38 protein-coding genes and 1 tRNA gene are annotated in these 17,190 nt (G+C 62.3%); 5 read left to right on the top strand and 34 right to left on the bottom strand.

The window, feature by feature from the left end; genetic code table 11:
• Positions 1-180 precede the first annotated feature (180 nt).
• From CKW39_RS08895 to CKW39_RS08765, 31 genes are all read right to left on the bottom strand, one after another.
• Complete coding sequence (locus CKW39_RS08895) at positions 181-972, bottom strand: hypothetical protein (RefSeq protein ID WP_095797770.1); 792 nt, start codon at positions 970-972, stop codon at positions 181-183.
• Positions 969-1,205: a hypothetical protein gene (locus CKW39_RS08890; protein WP_095797769.1), complete on the bottom strand. Its 237-nt coding sequence runs from the start codon at positions 1,203-1,205 to the stop codon at positions 969-971. Before CKW39_RS08890 ends, CKW39_RS08895 begins: the two co-directional genes overlap by 4 nt.
• Entirely contained in the window at positions 1,202-1,603 is a 402-nt protein-coding gene (locus CKW39_RS08885) for a VRR-NUC domain-containing protein (RefSeq protein WP_254049345.1), read from the bottom strand. Before CKW39_RS08885 ends, CKW39_RS08890 begins: the two co-directional genes overlap by 4 nt.
• 2 nt (positions 1,604-1,605) lie before the next feature.
• Positions 1,606-2,628, bottom strand: a complete 1,023-nt coding sequence (locus CKW39_RS08880) for a hypothetical protein (protein WP_095797768.1) — start codon at positions 2,626-2,628, stop codon at positions 1,606-1,608.
• A gap of 265 nt (positions 2,629-2,893) precedes the next feature.
• Positions 2,894-3,082: a hypothetical protein gene (locus CKW39_RS08875; RefSeq protein ID WP_095797767.1), complete on the bottom strand. Its 189-nt coding sequence runs from the start codon at positions 3,080-3,082 to the stop codon at positions 2,894-2,896.
• Positions 3,079-3,330, bottom strand: coding sequence for a hypothetical protein (locus CKW39_RS08870; RefSeq protein ID WP_095797766.1), 252 nt, complete (start codon positions 3,328-3,330; stop codon positions 3,079-3,081). Before CKW39_RS08870 ends, CKW39_RS08875 begins: the two co-directional genes overlap by 4 nt.
• Positions 3,330-3,611, bottom strand: coding sequence for a DUF3263 domain-containing protein (locus CKW39_RS08865; protein ID WP_095797765.1), 282 nt, complete (start codon positions 3,609-3,611; stop codon positions 3,330-3,332). The genes CKW39_RS08870 and CKW39_RS08865 overlap by 1 nt, the downstream gene beginning before the upstream one ends.
• A complete protein-coding gene (locus CKW39_RS15440) occupies positions 3,608-3,751 on the bottom strand; it encodes a hypothetical protein (protein ID WP_158222930.1) in 144 nt (47 codons plus the stop codon). The genes CKW39_RS08865 and CKW39_RS15440 overlap by 4 nt, the downstream gene beginning before the upstream one ends.
• The gene (locus CKW39_RS08860; protein WP_095797764.1) at positions 3,751-4,092 is read right to left on the bottom strand and encodes a hypothetical protein; all 342 of its coding nucleotides are present in this window, start codon (positions 4,090-4,092) and stop codon (positions 3,751-3,753) included. Before CKW39_RS08860 ends, CKW39_RS15440 begins: the two co-directional genes overlap by 1 nt.
• Entirely contained in the window at positions 4,089-4,325 is a 237-nt protein-coding gene (locus CKW39_RS08855; protein ID WP_095797763.1) for a hypothetical protein, read from the bottom strand. The genes CKW39_RS08860 and CKW39_RS08855 overlap by 4 nt, the downstream gene beginning before the upstream one ends.
• Complete coding sequence (locus tag CKW39_RS08850) at positions 4,294-4,665, bottom strand: hypothetical protein (protein WP_095797762.1); 372 nt, start codon at positions 4,663-4,665, stop codon at positions 4,294-4,296. The genes CKW39_RS08855 and CKW39_RS08850 overlap by 32 nt, the downstream gene beginning before the upstream one ends.
• Positions 4,662-4,904: a hypothetical protein gene (locus CKW39_RS08845; protein WP_095797761.1), complete on the bottom strand. Its 243-nt coding sequence runs from the start codon at positions 4,902-4,904 to the stop codon at positions 4,662-4,664. The genes CKW39_RS08850 and CKW39_RS08845 overlap by 4 nt, the downstream gene beginning before the upstream one ends.
• Before the next feature lie 4 nt (positions 4,905-4,908).
• Positions 4,909-5,070: a hypothetical protein gene (locus tag CKW39_RS15435; RefSeq protein ID WP_158222929.1), complete on the bottom strand. Its 162-nt coding sequence runs from the start codon at positions 5,068-5,070 to the stop codon at positions 4,909-4,911.
• A complete protein-coding gene (locus CKW39_RS08840) occupies positions 5,067-5,300 on the bottom strand; it encodes a hypothetical protein (protein WP_095797760.1) in 234 nt (77 codons plus the stop codon). The genes CKW39_RS15435 and CKW39_RS08840 overlap by 4 nt, the downstream gene beginning before the upstream one ends.
• The gene (locus tag CKW39_RS08835; RefSeq protein WP_216823171.1) at positions 5,293-5,685 is read right to left on the bottom strand and encodes a hypothetical protein; all 393 of its coding nucleotides are present in this window, start codon (positions 5,683-5,685) and stop codon (positions 5,293-5,295) included. The genes CKW39_RS08840 and CKW39_RS08835 overlap by 8 nt, the downstream gene beginning before the upstream one ends.
• 3 nt (positions 5,686-5,688) lie before the next feature.
• On the bottom strand, positions 5,689-5,850 hold the full coding sequence (locus tag CKW39_RS15430) for a hypothetical protein (protein ID WP_158222928.1): 162 nt from the start codon (positions 5,848-5,850) through the stop codon (positions 5,689-5,691).
• Entirely contained in the window at positions 5,847-6,188 is a 342-nt protein-coding gene (locus CKW39_RS08830; RefSeq protein ID WP_095797759.1) for a hypothetical protein, read from the bottom strand. The genes CKW39_RS15430 and CKW39_RS08830 overlap by 4 nt, the downstream gene beginning before the upstream one ends.
• Positions 6,189-6,199: 11 nt before the next feature.
• Entirely contained in the window at positions 6,200-6,562 is a 363-nt protein-coding gene (locus CKW39_RS08825) for a hypothetical protein (RefSeq protein WP_095797758.1), read from the bottom strand.
• Positions 6,559-6,870 (bottom strand): hypothetical protein, encoded by a 312-nt coding sequence (locus tag CKW39_RS08820; RefSeq protein WP_095797757.1) that lies wholly within the window; start codon positions 6,868-6,870, stop codon positions 6,559-6,561. Before CKW39_RS08820 ends, CKW39_RS08825 begins: the two co-directional genes overlap by 4 nt.
• Positions 6,867-7,187, bottom strand: a complete 321-nt coding sequence (locus tag CKW39_RS08815; protein WP_095797756.1) for a hypothetical protein — start codon at positions 7,185-7,187, stop codon at positions 6,867-6,869. The genes CKW39_RS08820 and CKW39_RS08815 overlap by 4 nt, the downstream gene beginning before the upstream one ends.
• Positions 7,184-7,522, bottom strand: coding sequence for a hypothetical protein (locus tag CKW39_RS08810; RefSeq protein ID WP_095797755.1), 339 nt, complete (start codon positions 7,520-7,522; stop codon positions 7,184-7,186). Before CKW39_RS08810 ends, CKW39_RS08815 begins: the two co-directional genes overlap by 4 nt.
• A 50-nt stretch (positions 7,523-7,572) precedes the next feature.
• Positions 7,573-8,133, bottom strand: a complete 561-nt coding sequence (locus tag CKW39_RS08805) for a single-stranded DNA-binding protein (protein WP_095797754.1) — start codon at positions 8,131-8,133, stop codon at positions 7,573-7,575.
• Entirely contained in the window at positions 8,133-8,339 is a 207-nt protein-coding gene (locus CKW39_RS08800) for a hypothetical protein (RefSeq protein WP_095797753.1), read from the bottom strand. Before CKW39_RS08800 ends, CKW39_RS08805 begins: the two co-directional genes overlap by 1 nt.
• Positions 8,340-9,062: a hypothetical protein gene (locus tag CKW39_RS08795; protein WP_095797752.1), complete on the bottom strand. Its 723-nt coding sequence runs from the start codon at positions 9,060-9,062 to the stop codon at positions 8,340-8,342.
• Positions 9,062-9,259, bottom strand: a complete 198-nt coding sequence (locus CKW39_RS08790) for a hypothetical protein (RefSeq protein ID WP_095797751.1) — start codon at positions 9,257-9,259, stop codon at positions 9,062-9,064. Before CKW39_RS08790 ends, CKW39_RS08795 begins: the two co-directional genes overlap by 1 nt.
• The gene (locus tag CKW39_RS08785; RefSeq protein ID WP_095797750.1) at positions 9,253-9,738 is read right to left on the bottom strand and encodes a hypothetical protein; all 486 of its coding nucleotides are present in this window, start codon (positions 9,736-9,738) and stop codon (positions 9,253-9,255) included. The genes CKW39_RS08790 and CKW39_RS08785 overlap by 7 nt, the downstream gene beginning before the upstream one ends.
• Positions 9,731-9,904, bottom strand: coding sequence for an intracellular growth attenuator family protein (locus tag CKW39_RS15295; protein ID WP_143469963.1), 174 nt, complete (start codon positions 9,902-9,904; stop codon positions 9,731-9,733). The genes CKW39_RS08785 and CKW39_RS15295 overlap by 8 nt, the downstream gene beginning before the upstream one ends.
• A complete protein-coding gene (locus CKW39_RS08780) occupies positions 9,901-10,308 on the bottom strand; it encodes a hypothetical protein (protein ID WP_095797749.1) in 408 nt (135 codons plus the stop codon). Before CKW39_RS08780 ends, CKW39_RS15295 begins: the two co-directional genes overlap by 4 nt.
• Positions 10,305-10,613: a helix-turn-helix domain-containing protein gene (locus CKW39_RS08775; protein ID WP_095797748.1), complete on the bottom strand. Its 309-nt coding sequence runs from the start codon at positions 10,611-10,613 to the stop codon at positions 10,305-10,307. Before CKW39_RS08775 ends, CKW39_RS08780 begins: the two co-directional genes overlap by 4 nt.
• The gene (locus tag CKW39_RS08770) at positions 10,613-11,416 is read right to left on the bottom strand and encodes a phage antirepressor (protein WP_095797747.1); all 804 of its coding nucleotides are present in this window, start codon (positions 11,414-11,416) and stop codon (positions 10,613-10,615) included. The genes CKW39_RS08775 and CKW39_RS08770 overlap by 1 nt, the downstream gene beginning before the upstream one ends.
• Complete coding sequence (locus CKW39_RS08765; protein ID WP_216823170.1) at positions 11,413-11,748, bottom strand: helix-turn-helix domain-containing protein; 336 nt, start codon at positions 11,746-11,748, stop codon at positions 11,413-11,415. The genes CKW39_RS08770 and CKW39_RS08765 overlap by 4 nt, the downstream gene beginning before the upstream one ends.
• A 216-nt stretch (positions 11,749-11,964) precedes the next feature.
• Between CKW39_RS08765 and CKW39_RS08760 the strand changes: the two genes are divergently transcribed.
• From CKW39_RS08760 to CKW39_RS08740, 5 genes are all read left to right on the top strand, one after another.
• Positions 11,965-12,645 (top strand): hypothetical protein, encoded by a 681-nt coding sequence (locus CKW39_RS08760; RefSeq protein WP_095797746.1) that lies wholly within the window; start codon positions 11,965-11,967, stop codon positions 12,643-12,645.
• Between the two features lie 23 nt (positions 12,646-12,668).
• Positions 12,669-13,109 (top strand): hypothetical protein, encoded by a 441-nt coding sequence (locus CKW39_RS08755; RefSeq protein WP_095797745.1) that lies wholly within the window; start codon positions 12,669-12,671, stop codon positions 13,107-13,109.
• 325 nt (positions 13,110-13,434) lie between these two features.
• Complete coding sequence (locus tag CKW39_RS08750; protein ID WP_143469962.1) at positions 13,435-13,902, top strand: hypothetical protein; 468 nt, start codon at positions 13,435-13,437, stop codon at positions 13,900-13,902.
• On the top strand, positions 13,859-14,296 hold the full coding sequence (locus tag CKW39_RS08745) for a DUF5615 family PIN-like protein (RefSeq protein WP_095797743.1): 438 nt from the start codon (positions 13,859-13,861) through the stop codon (positions 14,294-14,296). Before CKW39_RS08750 ends, CKW39_RS08745 begins: the two co-directional genes overlap by 44 nt.
• 40 nt (positions 14,297-14,336) lie before the next feature.
• Positions 14,337-14,720, top strand: coding sequence for an ImmA/IrrE family metallo-endopeptidase (locus CKW39_RS08740; RefSeq protein ID WP_143469961.1), 384 nt, complete (start codon positions 14,337-14,339; stop codon positions 14,718-14,720).
• Between the two features lies 1 nt (position 14,721).
• Here CKW39_RS08740 and CKW39_RS08735 read toward each other — a convergent pair whose 3' ends face one another.
• From CKW39_RS08735 to CKW39_RS08725, 3 genes are all read right to left on the bottom strand, one after another.
• Positions 14,722-15,813, bottom strand: a complete 1,092-nt coding sequence (locus tag CKW39_RS08735; RefSeq protein WP_095797742.1) for a site-specific integrase — start codon at positions 15,811-15,813, stop codon at positions 14,722-14,724.
• Between the two features lie 74 nt (positions 15,814-15,887).
• A tRNA-Ser gene (locus tag CKW39_RS08730) sits at positions 15,888-15,979 on the bottom strand.
• Positions 15,980-16,091: 112 nt separating this feature from the next.
• Positions 16,092-17,189, bottom strand: coding sequence for a glycosyltransferase (locus CKW39_RS08725; protein ID WP_095797741.1), 1,098 nt, complete (start codon positions 17,187-17,189; stop codon positions 16,092-16,094).
• Between the last annotated feature and the right edge of the window lies 1 nt (position 17,190).

Genomic DNA, 17,190 nt, shown 5'->3' with positions numbered 1-17,190 from the left:
CCCGTGGCCGGCATGATCATTCAGCCACGGTGGTGACGTTGACGCGCTGAGCCAGGTACGACGAAGGCCCCGACGTGAACGCCGGGGCCTTTCGAAACTCAATGGTCTCTATCCGAGACTTCATCCATTTGAGTACACCATATACCTGCAAGCCGCTGTACGCCAGTCTCCCGGCCTAACTCAACCCGCACGTGTCTTCACCTTCCCCTGCTCCTGATCGCCCACAGGCGGCACGATGCCATGCGCCCTGCAATGCAACAGAACCACATCACCCACCCGGAACTTAGCCGGCGACCCACCAACCGAGACCAGCTGCTTCCGCTGCACCCACGACTCCACGGTCTTCCGCTTCACGTCATAACCCCACCGAGAACGCAGCACCTCGATCAGCTCACCCGTAGTCGCCACAGCATCCAGCAACAACCCATCCCGATACGACACCCACTCATCAATGACCCAATCGGTACGGCAATGCGGGCAGGTCATAGTCCCGCTACTGCGCTCCGTCGCCAAAGGCCGGCCACAATCACACACACCAATCACCCGCCGCTCCGGCGCGCGATCGATACAACGACCGCCCACCGACACAGCACGCAACAACCCCGCGTGATACTCCCCGATCTCCGGATGCCGAGCAGCCACCGACAACCTGCGCGCAGTCCACGCTGCCAACTCCCTCATACCCACAGGCACCCGCTCGCCCTCGCCCACGGTCAAATGAGCCACAGCCCGCAACCACATCCTCACCTGACCCGCAGCCTCCGACGCCGCAAGATTCAAAACCAACCCGCGCTCGCCGCCTGAGCCGCCAGCACCGGGTGTGGTCTGTCGTGCTTGCTTCGTGATCGTCACATCCAGATCCACCAGCAGACGCGGCACCTGCAGCACCGTGGTGTGCAGCGTGGTCATGCATGCGGTGCAGAGATTCCCCACGGTCGCCGGCACCTGATCAACAACACACAGAGCGCTCATCCCTCGTCCTCCTCGATTGACCAGAGCGGTTGACCTTCGTAGGACGATGCGGAAGATCCAAGCAGCCCGTACTTCTGCCAGTACGGCATGCCCGGAGAGGACAGGTCATGGACCTGCTGGTCTCCGTCCTCGCCGATGCAGTTAGCCACCACCACGTAGTGCGTGACGATCGGAACACCCAGCGCCTTGGCGATCTCGTTCGTGAGATCTGCGGGTTCGAATTCTTCACTCATGGCTTCACTCCTTGAGAGTTGGGGACGCCGGTCATGTAGCGCTGGACGTACCCGGACCCGTAAGAGGTTCCGGCTGACAGCTCGAGCTGCACCCGCTGCGAGACCACATCCGACGGGCGCCACACACCCGCATCAATCCCCGCGGACTTGAGGCCGTCGAGCCAGTCCTGCTGCATCGGTCGGAATCGTCCCTTCTCGGTCTTCAGCTCACGCACCAGACAGATCTTCTTCTCCGGATGCACGAGCACCAGATCAGGGAAACCCACAGGCGACCGCCGGCTGTTATGAGTGTGGTAGTGAATCCAGCCCAGCGCTCTAGCCGTACTGATGACATGGTTCTGCAGCTGTTCCTCTGACCACTTGAGGATCAGCTGATCTTGGTAATCCTTGAGTTGCATAACTACTTGCTCCCTCTCTTACCCCTACGCCTACCCCTGGACCTGCCCTTGATCTTGGGGTCATGAGATGGCCGGGGGTTGATGTGCTCGTGTTTGTTCTGCCTGCTTGGTTCTTGAGGTGGTCGTGCTGGGCTTCCGCCCCTACCCGACCCGACCCGACCCGACCCGACCCGTCCCGGTGCGTCAGACCCCGAAGTCACAATGTCTGCCGAGTTCTGCCGAGTTCTGCTTGTCTCTGCAGATGGGTGTTTTGCTGGCTCCTGCGCTGGTGGCGCTGGGGTGGGTTGGTGGTGGCCTGGTGACACGTGCCCTGGTTCCACGCGGGTACGTGGTGGTGGTGGTGCCTCGATCCCGTTTGACCGTGCCCACTCCGATCCGGCGATGAAGTCGCAGGTGTCCTGTGAGTAGTAAGGCTTCTCCGGTGGTGGCAGCAGTGGATAATCCTTCTCGGCGGTCGGGTTGTTCTTCCGTCCCGAGTTACACGCCTTGCAAGCCACCACGAGATCATCAGGTGACTGCGCCGCCTTACCTGGACTGCGATGGTCATAAGTTCCCGCGAGACGACCGTTGCGGGCTTTGAACTTCACCACCTGCCCGCAATACCGGCAGCCGTCACCATCGCGCATCCGCACCGGGATGATCAGAGAGGGCCGAGAGTTATCCCGCTTGCGCTGCCGCTCCCACGTGATCTCTTCCTCCGTGCGCATGTGGATGAAGTCCGGGTCTTCCACGATCTTCCACCGCTGGCGCGGCTTGCCCTTCACGTCCTCCACGACCGGCTCCATGTAGCCCGCGAACACGGCCTGCTCGAGAAGCAGATCCGCCCGCTGTAGTGACCCGGCGACGTCGGCTGCGGTGGCCCGCGATACGACGTAGTCCGTTAGGTGTCCGGCCGCGACCGTCGCGCACAGTCCGACGAAACCGAACAGCTCCAATTTGCTGCGGTCGTCGGCGGCTGGATGCTCAAGCACCTCTGCGACGATTGGGTTCGTGGGGGCAGTGTCGCCCACTTTCAGCCACGGCATCAGTCGCGCTCCTGCCCGGCCGCGCTTCCAAACCCGTACGCTGCGGTGCCCGACATTGCGGGTCGCGCTGGGGCGGCGTGCTGCGAGTAGCCATCGCGCTGGGCCATTCGTTCGCTGCGGTGTCCGAGGTCGTCACCTCGGGTCGCGCTGGAATGTCCGTTCGCTGCGGTGTGGCTGGCAGTGTGCTGCGTTGGTGGCACGTGGGGGGTTCCTATCTCTCAGCCCAATGAATCAATCGGTTCTCAACGCCATACGGCGCTGCTCTCTACTGCGTGACGGGTGGGGCCTCCTTCGTCTGGATCTGCTGCAACTGGCCACGGAAGCCCACGACCACGTGCACGGGGGTGCGCGGGTCGATGTCGCGCCCGAGGGCGTCATGCACCCACTGGTGCAGGTCCGCGAGAGTCATGCCGGTCTTCTTGTCGGAGGCCTTGGCGATTACCTGTGTCTTCACGCTGCTTCCTTCTTCCTGTGCACAAGCACGTAAGTGTCCTTCGGGACCGTGATCGAGCTGGTGCGCCCATCACGACGTCGCACGGTCAGCACCTGCCAGCCCTTCGGGTCCGGTGCCCTCTCGACCAAGCGGCCACGCACAGCCCAGGGCTGCCCGCCCACGGTCACGTCCCTGCCAATGTGCTGCTCAGTGAGCTCATCGACGCGGTGCAACTTCTTCTCCGGCCTCGGCTCCATCAATCGGCGCATCACAGTGACCTCTTCTCCGCCAGACGCTTCATCAGGGCCGGGGCGTACTCCCACGCCGCGGGCCGCTCGATCAGCGTGTTGAGGATCTGGTAGAAGCGGATATCCGGCGAGTGGTCCCGGTAACCGTGCTCCACCATCAACTTGGTGATCGCGTCACGCTTGATACCCGCGTACTTGAACCGCTGCCCCTCAAGATCGAGCATCGCCCGCTCGAACTCATCCAGAACGTCCGGAGCGTCCCCGGCGAGCGCGGTGGGGTGTTCTTCGGTGGTGGTGGTCATTGGTCGTCCTCGTCGTCGTTGGGGACGACCGTGGTGAAGATCCCGTCCGTGGGGAGGTCGTCACGGTCGAGGCCGTACGTGTCACAAGGACAGGTGTCGCCGTCCCACATTGGGCACATCTCCTGATCGCAGTCACGCATCAGTTACCGTCCTTGAGTTCGCCGGTGTCGGGGTCGATGACGTCGGAGAGCAGCTGCTTGAGCTCGTCCTCGGTTTCGATCGGGAGCTCGACCATGCCGGTGCGGCGTTCGATCGCTCGGCGCACGAGTTGGTCCGCGGTGGTGAGGTCCTGACCGGTGACGACCTCGAGGCGGTGGAAGGACGCTGTCGCTTCCGCGTCACCGGTTTCCAGGTTCGTGGTGATCTTCGTGGGCTTGAGGATCCCCACCACCAGGTAGGTCTTCTCCGTGTTGTTGATCATCAGCGCGTTCAAGTCGCTGAGACCGTTGTCCTTCGGCAGAGCATTGCTGAGCTTCGTCATAGCTGGTCCTCCGAGTACGTCTTGTGTGGGTCGGTCTTGGCTTGGCCAATGACCCTGATGGTGATGACCCCTCCGGGATCCGTGGGGTGGCCGGTAAACGGGTCCTTCTGGATCGAGACGACGCCGCCCGCGAGCGCGTCCGCCGCGTCCGTGATGAACGCATTCAACTCACTCAGTGGGATCTCGCCTCGGAATCTGGTCTCAAACGTGATCGTCTGCCCCAACATCGTCATGACTGGTCCTCCTGGTGGTGAGTGCCTCACGTAGTCGGCTGGCTGCGTCTTCTGGGGTGTGTCCGTCCCACGCTGGGGGTAGGTCCACATCAGGGATGTCGAACATGTCCCAGTGCTTTGCCTCGTAGTGGTTGGACACCTGCCCAGTGGGGAGCTGGGCGGTGACTACGAACCAGCTACCGCCGAAGCAGGGCACGCCGTCAGCGTGGTTCCAGGACTTCACCACCTCGATGCCCGCCTCGTACCAGCCACGGGCTGCGTGGGCGTTGTAAAGCATTCGGTACTCATACAGCTCATCGAACGTGTGGTAACCGTCAGAGATCTGGCCCGTGGCGCTCATGACTGGTCCTCCTGGTCGTAGGTGGAGACGGCTTCTGTGAGCTGGATACCCAGTTGCTGTGCTTGCTCCCATGTGAGCTGGGTGCCGTAGTACTGGTCCGATCCGTGGCCGAACTCTGCTGGTACTGCGGTGATGAACAGGCCGTGCTCGTTGGCGTAGATGTGGAACTTCGCGGGTTCCACGGTGGAGTCGAACGTTCCGAGATCCAGCTCTTCGGGGGTTTGCTTCTGGTCAGACATGGGATTAGTTCCTTTCGGTTATTTCGGATAGATCAAACCTGTGCGCCGTGGCCGGCTCCCTGGGGAGCACAGCGAGCGCGATGGTGGTGAGTAGGACCAGGACCGCGGTGTCTGTCGTGAGGGCGAGCATTGCGGTGGCGAGGTAGGTGATGATGATGAGGGTCATTGGGTGGTGTCTGGGGTCGTCTGTAGTTCTTCGTCGACGCTGTCCCAAATGAGGCTCCACGCTCGGTGCTGTGGTGGAGTGCCCAGCATGGTCAGTGCCTTTTCTGTGGCTTCATCCTTTGTCCTGGCCAGCACCGAGAGCTTTCTAGCTTTATCCCAGCGCGGGTAGTAATAGCCGGATGGGTCGGCGTCGATGCTTCTGCCTTTGAATCGGTAGGTCGGCTCAGTCATTGGATTCATCCAGTTCAGCGAGAGTCATCCCGTGACGGCTGGCGTCCAGCTCGTCAAGGGTGATGACCCGTTCGTAGGTGGACTCGAAGATCTCCGGCTTACACGGGTAGAACTCGCCAGCCACGCCACGAATCACGTAGTCACCGACGTTCACCCAGTGCAGCCCCTCCAACGTGGAGATGACCATGCGCCCGTCAGATGGGTCGATGCTTACCCCGCTGGCTGGGCGTGGTTTCCCTTCTTCGGTCACCGCGAGGAAATCAAACGAGCCGAGTGTGTTCTTCTCGATCCACTGGTAGACGGCGTGTGTCTCAGCGTTCGTTCCCGCGAATTGCATCGCTTCGATCACGACGAGCTTCTTGCGGTACATCAACGGTTCCAGCATCAGTCAGTTCCTTTCGGTTATTTCGGATAGATCAAACCTGTGCGCCGTGGCTGGCTCCCTGGGGAGCACAGCGAGCGCGATGGTGGTGAGTAGGACCAGGACCGCGGTGCCTGCCTTGAGGGCGATGGGGGCGGTGGCGAGGTAGGCGAGGACGATGAGGGTCATGTCTTCGCTGGTTCTTTGATGGGCTCGGGGGCGCTGAGCGCTTCGTGGAGCTGTTGCTCGTCTCCTTCTTGGAAGCACCAGCTCTTGCCTTGGATCTCGCGGAACATCCATTTGGCTCCGGGTTCGCCGCAGCACTCACCGATCTGGTGGTAGTCCAACGCATCATTGATCGCGAGGGGCGCGTGAGTGTCGCACGCGATGTACTGCTCAAAGTTGTCCAGGTCGCCGTGTATTACGTGCCATGCCGCCGGGAGATTACACAGTGGCGCGGTGTGGTCACCGCCGTCGTAGGTGCAACCTCGATAACCCGTTGTTGGCCGCGGCTCTCCGTTTGGCATTACCGTGGTTTTCACTTGGAACCACCGCCAAAGGCGGCGGTGAGGGCCGCGCGCATGCCGCACCGGTATACCTCAGCAACGGGATGGTCCATTTCGGCGAGTCGATCCCATGAGAGATGCAGTGACTCGTCGATGTGCGGATTCTGGGCTTCGTAGAATCCCTTGCACGCGGCTTCGACCGCGGCATCAGTAACCGGGGTCCCGTCGATCACCTGCTGTTCAAGAGTCCTCGCAGCATTAGCGAACGGGCCCCACACCTGGGCGGACCCAGGCACCGCGCCTAACGCCTCCGACACCCCACGGGCTGCCCGCGTGAGTAGCTGCCGCTCCTGGCCAGACAGAAGGACGTACCGGCTGGCATCGTTGGTGGTCATGTGGTCATCTCCTCAATCCAGGGGCGAAGGTGGCGCGCGGCGCGGTCCTCGTCCTCCCGTTTCTGCTGTGCTGCGAGCTCCTCGGCGGGAACCGGTTCCCACTGGCCAACGGGGCGGCGTTCGATGCGCACGTTCCCCCGGCCCTCGTAGTGGCACTTGTCGTGGTAGCGGTACGACCGGTATTCGGAGTAGGCCGAGGCCAGTGTGTTCTGCGCGGGGTAGAACACCTCCGTGTCGCCCTTGGCCAGGTCACGGACGATGCCGTACTGGTACCCGTCGTTGATGTAGTTCTCAGTGCGAACGCTCATCGGGTTACCTCCTGCCCGTTGGCCGGAGCTGTGGCGCATGCTTCGGGGACTTCTCGCCAGGTGCCGTTACCTCCGTTGTTGAAGCCCACGGACACCTGGAACGTGCCGCTAGTCCTGTCGTCAGCGGTCGCCGTGACATTCACGCTGACGTCGTTTGACAGCAGATGCCGGCGAGCGCGTTTGCAGATCTCTTCTGCCAGAAGGTTCAAGCGGTTCAGTGGGTGGCAGGGGCCGACCTCGATCGTCCAGGTTTCGTCCTTCACGGAACGGCCCACGCGCTCCACATGAACCTCGTGCATGTACAGGTGCTCGGTCATGACACCCTCCGCAACGGGTTACGCACACTCCGGACCCCGTTGGCCGGCACACCGCGAGCGCGTCGGGCGGCGATGTGGGGGTCTATTTCGGCGAGGTCGGGTTCTGGCCAGCGTGCGTAAATGTCGGTGAGGCCGTCATCGCGTTTGCGTGAGGTTGCTTCGCAGCCGCGGTTCTTCCAGTTCGATATCGCTGAGCTGTTCTTCGCTGCTTCTTGGACGAGTGCCCACTTGCCGGGGTTGTCTTTGAGTTGGGCGACGATCTCGGCGCGTTCACGTGAGGCGGCGCGTCCGGTGCCGGCCTTGTTCTCTGGTGGTTCCTTCCACTTGATGCTCATGGTTGTTCTCCTGCTCGGGATGGGTGATGGGTGTTCGGGTGGTGCTTGTCTTAGAACGGGGGTTCCTCGTCGTCGGGGTTATCGGGCATGCCCGCGAACGAGTCCTGCGCGCCGCCTCCGGCCTGGTTCCAGGGGTCGTTGCCCTGCTGGGGTTGCTGCTGGCCGTGGCCACCCTGGCCGCCGAAGCCACCCGTGTTGCCGTAGGACTGGCCTCCGCCGAAACCTTGCTGGCTGTTGCCCTGCCCGCGTGAGTTCCGGGTGACTCGTGCGGTCGCGTACCGCAGCGACGGGCCGATCTCGTCTACGTCCAGCTCGTGGACGGTGCGGCGGTCGCCTTCCTTCGTCTCGTACGAACGGGCCTTCAACCGGCCCTGCACGATCACGCGGGTTCCTTTGCTGATGGACTCCGCCATGTTCTCTGCCATCTCCCGCCAGGCAGTGCAACGCAGGAACAGCGTCTCGCCGTCCTTCCACTCGTTCGACTGCTTGTCGAAGAACCGCGGGGTGGACGCGACCGTCACGTTGCCGACCGCGGCACCCGAGGGCGTGAATCTGAGTTCCGCATCGGCGGTAGCGTTACCGCATATCGTGATTACTGTCTCGCCGGCCATCAGGCGACCTCGATTCCTTTGCTCGTGATGTACACATCGGGTTCGTCGTACTGGGCGCAACCAGGGCACAACCACTCGCCGTTGGTCCGCTGCTTCCAGCCCTCACGCTCCGCGAGGTTTCTCAGGCCGGCGGCGCCGGCTTCCTCTCCGTACTGGCCATAGGTTTGGGTGTCCACGCACATGGCGCACACAATCGTGATGGTCACTTACGCCACCTCGCTCTCGGGCTGCTCGAAGTCGATACCCCACAGGCGCGCGAGGCGCTGCGCCTCAAAGACTTGGAGCTGCTTCCGCGTCAACAACGCGTGAGCCTCATCCAGCAGGGAGTACGCGCCGATAGCCTCACCACGTGCCATGTCCCGCTCACGCGTACGATCCGCGGTGATCTGCTGCTGATCCGCTAACGCACCCTGAAGCTGGGCGACACGGTTCTCGGTCACGACCTCGTGACGCTGCGCCAGGCGGGCGCGCAGCTCCCCGATCGTTTCCTCAAGACCAGCCACGGTCTCCTGCAAGCCCACGACGGTCTGACGGTGCGTTGTCCGCTCTCGATCCAATTCCGTTCGGACCTTGTCCGTGCGCTGCTCCGACCGAGACAACGCCTGCTCCGCGTGCTGACGACGCGACCGCTCCCCCGCCAACACCTGACGCTCACTACGCAGCGTGGCCAGCAGGTTCAGCACGCGGCCGTGGTTCACGCCCACACGGCCGGCGACCTTCTTCACCGCCTGCACACGCTCCTGGCCCAGCTCCCGGCCGCGCTTCTTGTAGTAGTCCAGTTCTTGCGCCAGCTTCTCCACCTGACGGCGAGCCTGGAACCGCTGCTGCCTTAGCTGCGCGTTCTCCTGCTCCAACTCGTGCATCCGCTTATCCGTCTCGGTGAACAACGGCTGCCCGATACGGTTTGGGTCGCGGTACTTGTACCCCATCACCGATCACCGTCCCGTGACTGCACAGACGCCGCGTACTCATCCAGCGGCACAGCCTGGAAGAACGAACGATTCAACAAGGCACGCTGATGACGGGCCCGCTGCGCCGATGAGATGCGGATACCGATCACACCGCCAGCCACCACAGCCACACCCAGCAGCAACACCAGGTGCAGAGCTTCGATAAGAGTCAGCATGGGACCTCACCCACCGACGCGTACTCGTCCTCGATATCGGCGCCCTCGTCACCGATGGTCCGCAGCACATGGGCTACGTAAGCCACGGCCTCGTCGTACTCATCAAAGGACTCAAGCAAGAACGGACGGTCATCCTCGATCAGCTGCACATGCCAATCACCGAAATGACGGTGAGCCTGACGGCCCAGCAGGTTCTCCGGCGCAGACGCCGGCAACCTCAGCAAAAACGACTCGTCAGCCTTGGCGATCTGCAGGAACCTCCGACGCCCTTGAGCAGACCGAGGCGGAGTGCCCGTCACGAACGTCGCAGCGGGCTTGAACACACGCGGGTCCAGCGGGTGATACGCCGCAGCAGCCTTCATGTCCGCCGAAACCTGCGGCGGCATCAGCAAAAACTCGTCCTGCGTTGCATTGGTCGCACGGTTGAGGGTCTCGCCGATCCCCGCCAACGCGGCCATGAACTTTGCCATGTCAGCCATGACTGACTCCTTCTGTCTTGAACAGCTGCCACACGCCGAGCACGATCAGCAGCACGAAAATGAATGTGATGTTTCCGCCGCCGGCCAACCAGGCCTCGAGCGGATCCGGGATCACCGCGCACACCCCGGCGAACAACCAAGCCAGGACATCGAGAACAGCGCTCATCGCTGACCACCCCCGTAAAAGGCCGGCATCGCCTCACCGAAGGGCACGCCCTCGGCCACGAGCTCCGGCTCCGGGGCTTCGTCGGGTTCATCCGCCGGCTGTCGCTCTCCCGCCAGGACACGGCCTAGCTGGCCGAAGTCCTCTGCCGAGACCTCGCGGATCTCAAGATCAGCGGCGAACTGGCCCCCGATGAAGATCTGCGCGGGCGCCCACTCCGAATCGCCCCAATGGACCTCGAACGCCGGGCCCGCTGACATCTGCGTACGGAACGCACCCGACGCCGCACCAGCGATACCGCAACGACGCTCACGCGCATCACGCCACCGGGCCAACCCCTGGAACTCCTTCGGCGGGTCCGTACGATGATCCGTCACCGTCACCACCGCATACATGCGCTCACTCATGCCGCCCTCCGATCTGATTCCTTATGAGCCGCCTTCGACCGCGGCGTAGTACGAAATGGGCTAGGAGTCTCAGGCGTGAGAACTTCCGTGGCCGTGGGCTGGGGCTTCTTCACCGGGGTCCGGCGGAACTGCTTGAGCAGCGCGTCGATGTCTTCCTGGAAGAAGAGGATCTTCCGCCGCCCACCGCGGTGATGCTGGATCTCGTTGCGAGCGCACATGCGTTTGAGTTCGGACTCGGAGAACAGGCCAGTGATCTGGGCTGCTTCGGCTGCCGTGTACCTGGGTATCTTCTCGACCGTGCTCATCAGGCTGCCTCGCCTTCGGTGATGAGTTGGGTCTGTTCGGCGACCTGAGCAAGTCCGAGCTTGCGGCGGAGGAAATCCACTCCGGATGGCTGGACCCTGGTGGTGTAGGAGATGCCGCTGGTGCCGTCGTGGCGTTCGAACTCGTATGCCTTCACCGCGAAGTGGTGCATGTACTTCTGATACGGGGTGTTGCGCATCGCGCCCTTGGCGATCATCACGCCGTTGTTGCGCATCATCGTGAAGATCTTGTTCTGGCTGATGCCGTGCATCTTCGCGACATTGCCGATTGAGTAGGTGCCGTCGGCGGAGATGAACGCGTCGTAAGCCTCAGACTTCGGTTCGAGTTCCTGGGCGTAGCTGGCCATCGCTTCCCTGTCCTTCTCCGCACGGACCCGTGCAGCGCGCTCTTCCTTGAGGTCCGTGGCCAACCGGATCAAAGTGTCCGGGTCCGTGAGGACTTCCTCGAGCTTCGAATCAGTGAGGTAGCCGCCGTGCTTACGCACCGATGGCAATACCTCGTTAGTGACCCAACGGCGAAACGGTTTGGCACCTTCGGCGTTTGAACGGAAGATCGCGTCGTAGAGGCCGGACTCGTTCAGAACGGAAACTTCTTGATCTCCCCCAGGGGTACGCACTTTTGCGTACCCTTTGTCTTCCTCTTCGATGCGGCGGGTCAGGTCTGGCGCGTTGCGGTAGTTGAGCACCTTGGACACATCGGAGGCCACGAACCATGGTTCGCCATTGACCTCCACTACGCGGAGGTCATCTCCGTGCCACATGAATGTCGCGAGTTGCTGGTTCATGCCGCTGTCCTTCCTCTGTGACGTGGTTGCTCTTGCGTTTGCGTCTTGGGTTTCCGGTCGTCGTGACCGGGAATATCGGACACTTTGGTCAAAAAAAGATCTTCTACGCCGACGCCCAGTGCGTGGGCGATGCGTAGTGCTGGGTCGGTGCTCAAGGTCTTCACCTTGCCCGCCATCAGGCGGCCTAGGTAGCTGTGCGATTTCCATCCCGCGATCTTGGCGAGTTCTCGCTGCGAGACGTCCTGCACGATCATGAGGCGCTTGAGCTTCTTCGGGTCCCGTAGTTCCATCCAGATCGCTCCGATGCCGTAGTTGTCGCTGACGAGTTTCACTGTACGGTATTCCCTTCCAGGTGTCCACTAATTACAGACAACTTTATGCCCTAGGTGTCCACTGCGCAACAACTAATTTCCGCGTGGCGCTTGGCACTGGGGGTTTTGCATGGTTCAACTGGTAAATTTCTGGTGTCCACCATTTCGGTACGGTGTCCGTTTTTCCGGTCACCAGCCCGTTAGCCTTCCCCGATCGGTTCCACCAGGATGAACTCTGTGAACACGTCCAAGACCCTCGGAACGCTGATCCAGGAGCGCAAGAACAGCAACGGCTGGTCCTTCCGCGACCTGGAAAACCGCTCCCCCAAAGGCGCCGGCCTCAACAAGTCCCGCTGGGGCGAGCTACTGCGCGACGAGGTCAAAACGTTCAACGGGGAACAGCTCCGCGGAATCGCAGAAGCACTGTCCGTGCCGGCGCACGTCGTCGGCCGAGCAGCCCTCGCATCCATGGGACTCCCCGAAGGCGGCACCACCGCCCGAACTGTCGAGGACGTCGTTCGCACCGACTACAACCTGAGCGAGCACGACCGCCGCATCCTGCTGGCAGTGCTCACCGCAATGCGAACGGAGAGTGGACCTGATGGACGCACCGAAGAAGAAGTCACGGAACCGGGGACGCAAGAGTCGTATCCGCCGGCCATGTCCCGCGCCGGGGTGAGCCCGGCATACGACCCCGACCAGCACCGCCTCTACGGCACCAAGACGGAAGCCACCGAGACCGCGCGCGAAATAGTTCAGGCCGAACAACCGGGAGTCACTGCGGTGCCGGCGGCGCCACGGCCTGACGAGTACGCACTGGCGGCCAGCGATGAACCCTCCGAGGGACGGGCGCGTCGTAGTATTCAAGACACTGAGGCGGAAGCCTCGCAGGACGACGGGGATTGGGACCCCGCGTAGCCCCCACTGCATCAGGAGCGAGCATGCACACGATTACCCAGGAGCAACGCGACCAACTACTGACCGACGAGATCGCCCGGCGGAGCGGGCGGGTGAAGGATCCGCTCGAGACGACAGTGGTCTACCGAGATGACTACGCCGTTTGCCTCAAGTACTCACGGCCCAAAGCCGGATTCATCCAAGGCCTAGTCAACCTCTCAGTCGGAACCATCGGCGGGGTCGTGGCGCTGACCTTCCATATCCTGCTGATCTGCATCTCTTTCGGGCTATGGCTGATAGTCCTCCTGCTCATGGCTCTCTCCCAGTCCAAGAAAAACGGGATCACCACACCTGGCCTGGAGATCATCACCGTCGACGACACTGGCGCCGTTAACACGCGCAAGGACAACGTCTACAACGAGAAGACGGCCATCAAGAAGCTCCAAAAAGCAGCCAAGAAGCGGGAGAAGACGACCATTGCATGATCCGCACAAACAGCAGGACCGGGCCGCTGAAGTGTCACGGGATTCTTACGGATTGGGCGGGTCATGACCGGGCTGTGTTTTTCAAGAATCGCACTAGACTCAGTGGAACAGGGTGGAACCGCGTGGATTCAAGGAGGTGGACGCGTTTATGGATCTCATAATGGAGGCCCCGATCATGACTCGATCGGATGCCGCGCACCTTCTCGGCATTTCGCGTGGACGCCTAAGTTCGTGGACATCAGGTACAGCACCGTTGGTTCAGACGAGCACGGTCCCAGGGTTCCGAGTAACTTTCCCGCTCATTGGCTTAGCAGAGGCGCACATCTTGGATGCTCTTCGCCAGCAGTTCAGCATGCAGCGGATCCGTTCGTTCGTCGATCGTGCTGCAGACAGGTTAGACGATCCCCATCCACTGTTGAATCCTGCCCTGGTTACCGATGGAGTGGACGCGTTCCTAGACTTCCTGAAGGTCGACGGATCGCTATTGCGCACGAAAGATCAGCAGCTGGCGCTCCGCCCAGTACTAGCCGATCATCTGAAGCCACTCGGTTTAGATGCCGACGGCCGCTTATCGAGCTACCGAGTACATCGCTTCGAAAACCCCGTGACAGTCGACCCCCGATTCAACGGTGGAGCGCCATCGTTCACTCGGAATCGCGTGCCCTTGTACGGCCCGGCGGGATATTTGGCGGGCGGGGATCTCGCGGCCAGCGTGCAAGCCGACTTCGAGCTGAGGGACGGCGAGCTTCGTGACATCCAGAACCACCAAGAATGGATCCTTGCGTTCAGCTAAACCGCACTTTTTGCTCGATCGCGGCCTTACTCCGAGACTTGCCACTGCCCTGCAACGCGCTGGCTTCTCCGCAAGCCACTTGAATGACATTAACGGGCAACACCCCGCAGAAGACATGAGCGATCACGAGGTGTTTGCATATGCCCAAGAACATGGCCATGTACTGCTGACCAAGGACAAGAAGATGGCCCGCCGGCCTACGGAAGCCGCAGACATCATGGAACGGGGCTTACAGGTGTTCTGCCTTGCCAACCAGCAATACACCAAAGAGGAACAGGCATACGCGCTGGGCCGTCATATCCTGCAGATCCTACGACGATGCCGCGGTAGTGGCCCGTTCTTCTGGCGCATCTACATTGACGATAAAGTATTGCGGGACCTGCCGCGCATCTAACGCTTTATGCGTGTCCCACACCACGTCTACAGTCGAATGCATGTTCGATCCCTGGGCTACGGTGATCGAGCTTGGTATCGACGTGCACCTGATCCCCCTCGAGCGGCTGTCTGGCTGCACCGACGGCACGACGATCTGGCTCGACACACGACTGACGACCACTGAACGCCGCTGCACGCTCACCCACGAGCTCGTGCACCTATCCCGTGGCCACGAAGGCCATCAACCACCCACCGTGGAAGAGTCCGTGCGAGCCGAAGCCGCGCGCCTACTCATCCCCTGGGACACCCTGGCCGCGCACGCACAGTCACAGGCCAGCGTCTACGACCTCGCCCACGAACTCGGCGTCACACCACGCACCTTGGCCGACCGTATCCGGTACGCGAGCGCGGAGGAACGGTGTCTGTTGCAGGGGCACGTGTGAGTTAGTCCAGCGCGGCTGCGGCGGCCACGTCAGCATCAGCGGCGAGGTGGCCGTAGGTGTCCGAGGTGGTCTTGATGGACTCATGGCCCAGGCGGCGCTGAATCACGGTCAGGGGCACGCCCTTGGCGATGAGCTGAGAGGCGTGGGTGTGGCGTAGGTCGTGGATCGTGGGACGTTCGTGAAGGTGATCGTCCACGGCGTTGATGGTGGGTTTCCACACGTCTTTGTGGAAGCGGGAGTTGTCCAGGCGGTTTCCGGTTTTGCTCACGAAGATGAGGGACCTCTGCGGGATGCCCTTCACGTGATCGCGTAGCTGCGCGGTGACGGCCTTGGGGAGTACGACGGTTCGGCGGCCGCGCTTGGTTTTGGGGCCTGCGATATTCCAGCCGTCGGCAGTCTGTTTCCAGGCGCGGGTTACATGCACAACGCCGTGGTCCTGGGTGAGATCCAGGTCCGCCGGCCGTAGCGCTGTAGCCTCGCCCCAGCGCATCCCGGAATCGAGCAGCAGCCGAACCAGCATGCGCGCGGGACCATCGACGGCATCGAGGATTAGGGCGATCTCATCCTGGGTGAGGTACACCGGATCCCGCGGGGCCCGCGCGCCGGAGCGGATCTTGATCCCCTTGGCGACATTGCCCGGCACCAGCTCGTCCCGTACGGCGCCCTCGAGGGCTGCGGAGAGCACCGAATGGACGTTGCGTTTGGTCTTGTCCGCTATTTCCATGCCGTTGACCCAGGAGGCCACATCGGCGCGGGTGAGGGCATCAACAGGTATGGCGCCCAGGGCCGGGAGAATATGCCGCTTGGTGTTGCGCCTGTACTTGGCGCGCGTGTCCGCAGCGACACCGGTCAGCGACTCGATATGACGAGAGATAACCTCGCCCACCCTCGGAGCGGTCGACCGCTTCTGGGAGGCGGCACGGGCCGCGAGCGCGAAGCTGTTGTTGTTGGCGTTGAGGAAGTCCGCGAGCTCCTGGGCGTCCTGCAGGGTGAGCATCGTGCGGGAGGTTTGTTTACCGGTATCAGCGTCGCGCCAGAGCACGGCCCAGACAATCGAGCCGTCTTTGCGTGGGCGTTCTCTGATGCTGGCCATGCGAGTAATCGTAGGGTGCCAGTCAACAAGAACGCCGCCCCTGTCAACAGGGGCGGCGTTCGTCCTAGTCAAACTGGCGGAGACGGGGGGATTTGAACCCCCGGTCCGGTTTAATCCGGACCCTTCATTAGCAGTGAAGTCCATTCGGCCGCTCTGGCACGTCTCCACGTCGCATTTCCGTTCGGGACGGGCCCGGCAAGAAAACAACGAAGGTTAGCTTATCGGTCACCTGAGCCGCGGGTCAAAGCCAACGCAGCTCGAGCGTCTGTTCACACCAGTCAACGACGGCGCTCGCCGCCTTGCGCGCGGCGGTACAGCTCGGTCAGTTGGTCACTGACGGCATCCGATCCGTAGCGGGCTCGGATCTCCCGTGCCATCTCCTCCGGTGATGCCGCTGCGGGGTCGTGGGTCAGATCGAGGACCGCTCGGCCGAAGGCCTCCGGGGTTCGCTCGGACACCATGCGGCCGTTGCGCTCCGTGATGAAATCGCCCTGACCGCCCTGGTCACCCATGATCACGGGTCGGCCGGCGGCAAGCGCTTCGGCTGCTGCCACACAGAACGTCTCGGACTTGGAAGGAAGCACAAAGACGGTGGATTCAGCGAGGTCATCCCACAATTGCTCGGTGCCGCGGAAACCTTGGAAATCCACGTGATCCGCTATCCCCCGTTCCCGAGCGCGCTGCCGCGCTCGCTCCCTCATTGGCCCGTCCCCGTCCCACACGAGCGAGGCGTCGTGGCCTTGTGCGCGCAACCAGGCGACCGTATCCACCGCGACCAGTGCACCCTTGTGCTCTGTAGCGTTACCCACGGCGATGAGGCGCAGCGCGGCGTCGTCGAGAAGGGGCGCGACCTGCGGCGCGTGGTCGATCACGTTGCCGATCAACGCCGTGGCTCCGGGGCGAGCGAACTCCTCGAGTTTGCGGGTCATCAAGGTGCTCACGCCCGTGACAACCCTGGGCAGGCGCAGTACATGACGCAGCCACGCCGTGCGTTCCCACAGCGAGTTCACGTGGTCGGGGAACAGGACACCGTTCCAGTGCTCGGTGTGCACCCACGGTGTGCGGCCCACGACCGGCGCGGCGATGAGTGCCGTCGAGAAGGCCATGGTGTGCACGACATCCGAGAACCGCGCCCACTTCCGGATCTCGACCAGCGCTTTGACCGTGGTGAGCGGTTTGCGAGGATCGAAGCCCACCCGGGTGACCGCAACGCCGTCGTAATTCTCCTGGGTGACGGGCGAATCCTCGAGGAGCTGGACGTGGATCACGTGGACGTCGTGGTCGCGCGCGATGGCACGCACGTGTCGCGTGATGAACGGCGTGCGGAAGGGCGCGTCGTGCGTTGGGTACCACGTGGAGACCACCAGAATTCGCATG

The organism is Kocuria sp. WRN011, assembly GCF_002295155.1.
GTDB classification, from domain to species: Bacteria; Actinomycetota; Actinomycetes; order Actinomycetales; family Micrococcaceae; genus Kocuria; species Kocuria carniphila.
Note: the sequence above shows the minus strand (reverse complement) of the source record. Positions and strands in the feature narration are given on the sequence as shown.

Coding starts and splice junctions, on each gene's coding strand:
- CKW39_RS08815 (WP_095797756.1), bottom strand. CDS start 7,187: ATGACCGAGCACCTGTACATGCACGAGGTTCATGTGGAGCGCGTGGGC.
- CKW39_RS08795 (WP_095797752.1), bottom strand. CDS start 9,062: ATGGGGTACAAGTACCGCGACCCAAACCGTATCGGGCAGCCGTTGTTC.
- CKW39_RS08845 (WP_095797761.1), bottom strand. CDS start 4,904: ATGTCTGACCAGAAGCAAACCCCCGAAGAGCTGGATCTCGGAACGTTC.
- CKW39_RS08805 (WP_095797754.1), bottom strand. CDS start 8,133: ATGGCCGGCGAGACAGTAATCACGATATGCGGTAACGCTACCGCCGAT.
- CKW39_RS08870 (WP_095797766.1), bottom strand. CDS start 3,330: ATGCGCCGATTGATGGAGCCGAGGCCGGAGAAGAAGTTGCACCGCGTC.
- CKW39_RS08775 (WP_095797748.1), bottom strand. CDS start 10,613: ATGAGCACGGTCGAGAAGATACCCAGGTACACGGCAGCCGAAGCAGCC.
- CKW39_RS08770 (WP_095797747.1), bottom strand. CDS start 11,416: ATGAACCAGCAACTCGCGACATTCATGTGGCACGGAGATGACCTCCGC.
- CKW39_RS08895 (WP_095797770.1), bottom strand. CDS start 972: ATGAGCGCTCTGTGTGTTGTTGATCAGGTGCCGGCGACCGTGGGGAAT.
- CKW39_RS08835 (WP_216823171.1), bottom strand. CDS start 5,685: ATGCTGGAACCGTTGATGTACCGCAAGAAGCTCGTCGTGATCGAAGCG.
- CKW39_RS15295 (WP_143469963.1), bottom strand. CDS start 9,904: ATGAGCGCTGTTCTCGATGTCCTGGCTTGGTTGTTCGCCGGGGTGTGC.
- CKW39_RS08755 (WP_095797745.1), top strand. CDS start 12,669: ATGCACACGATTACCCAGGAGCAACGCGACCAACTACTGACCGACGAG.
- CKW39_RS08860 (WP_095797764.1), bottom strand. CDS start 4,092: ATGACGAAGCTCAGCAATGCTCTGCCGAAGGACAACGGTCTCAGCGAC.
- CKW39_RS08825 (WP_095797758.1), bottom strand. CDS start 6,562: ATGACCACCAACGATGCCAGCCGGTACGTCCTTCTGTCTGGCCAGGAG.
- CKW39_RS08780 (WP_095797749.1), bottom strand. CDS start 10,308: ATGAGTGAGCGCATGTATGCGGTGGTGACGGTGACGGATCATCGTACG.
- CKW39_RS08890 (WP_095797769.1), bottom strand. CDS start 1,205: ATGAGTGAAGAATTCGAACCCGCAGATCTCACGAACGAGATCGCCAAG.
- CKW39_RS15440 (WP_158222930.1), bottom strand. CDS start 3,751: ATGCGTGACTGCGATCAGGAGATGTGCCCAATGTGGGACGGCGACACC.
- CKW39_RS08820 (WP_095797757.1), bottom strand. CDS start 6,870: ATGAGCGTTCGCACTGAGAACTACATCAACGACGGGTACCAGTACGGC.
- CKW39_RS08725 (WP_095797741.1), bottom strand. CDS start 17,189: ATGCGAATTCTGGTGGTCTCCACGTGGTACCCAACGCACGACGCGCCC.
- CKW39_RS15430 (WP_158222928.1), bottom strand. CDS start 5,850: ATGACCCTCATCGTCCTCGCCTACCTCGCCACCGCCCCCATCGCCCTC.
- CKW39_RS08740 (WP_143469961.1), top strand. CDS start 14,337: ATGTTCGATCCCTGGGCTACGGTGATCGAGCTTGGTATCGACGTGCAC.
- CKW39_RS15435 (WP_158222929.1), bottom strand. CDS start 5,070: ATGACCCTCATCATCATCACCTACCTCGCCACCGCAATGCTCGCCCTC.
- CKW39_RS08865 (WP_095797765.1), bottom strand. CDS start 3,611: ATGACCACCACCACCGAAGAACACCCCACCGCGCTCGCCGGGGACGCT.
- CKW39_RS08885 (WP_254049345.1), bottom strand. CDS start 1,603: ATGCAACTCAAGGATTACCAAGATCAGCTGATCCTCAAGTGGTCAGAG.
- CKW39_RS08840 (WP_095797760.1), bottom strand. CDS start 5,300: ATGACTGAGCCGACCTACCGATTCAAAGGCAGAAGCATCGACGCCGAC.
- CKW39_RS08790 (WP_095797751.1), bottom strand. CDS start 9,259: ATGCTGACTCTTATCGAAGCTCTGCACCTGGTGTTGCTGCTGGGTGTG.
- CKW39_RS08850 (WP_095797762.1), bottom strand. CDS start 4,665: ATGAGCGCCACGGGCCAGATCTCTGACGGTTACCACACGTTCGATGAG.
- CKW39_RS08830 (WP_095797759.1), bottom strand. CDS start 6,188: ATGCCAAACGGAGAGCCGCGGCCAACAACGGGTTATCGAGGTTGCACC.
- CKW39_RS08810 (WP_095797755.1), bottom strand. CDS start 7,522: ATGAGCATCAAGTGGAAGGAACCACCAGAGAACAAGGCCGGCACCGGA.
- CKW39_RS08735 (WP_095797742.1), bottom strand. CDS start 15,813: ATGGCCAGCATCAGAGAACGCCCACGCAAAGACGGCTCGATTGTCTGG.
- CKW39_RS08785 (WP_095797750.1), bottom strand. CDS start 9,738: ATGGCTGACATGGCAAAGTTCATGGCCGCGTTGGCGGGGATCGGCGAG.
- CKW39_RS08880 (WP_095797768.1), bottom strand. CDS start 2,628: ATGCCGTGGCTGAAAGTGGGCGACACTGCCCCCACGAACCCAATCGTC.
- CKW39_RS08855 (WP_095797763.1), bottom strand. CDS start 4,325: ATGACGATGTTGGGGCAGACGATCACGTTTGAGACCAGATTCCGAGGC.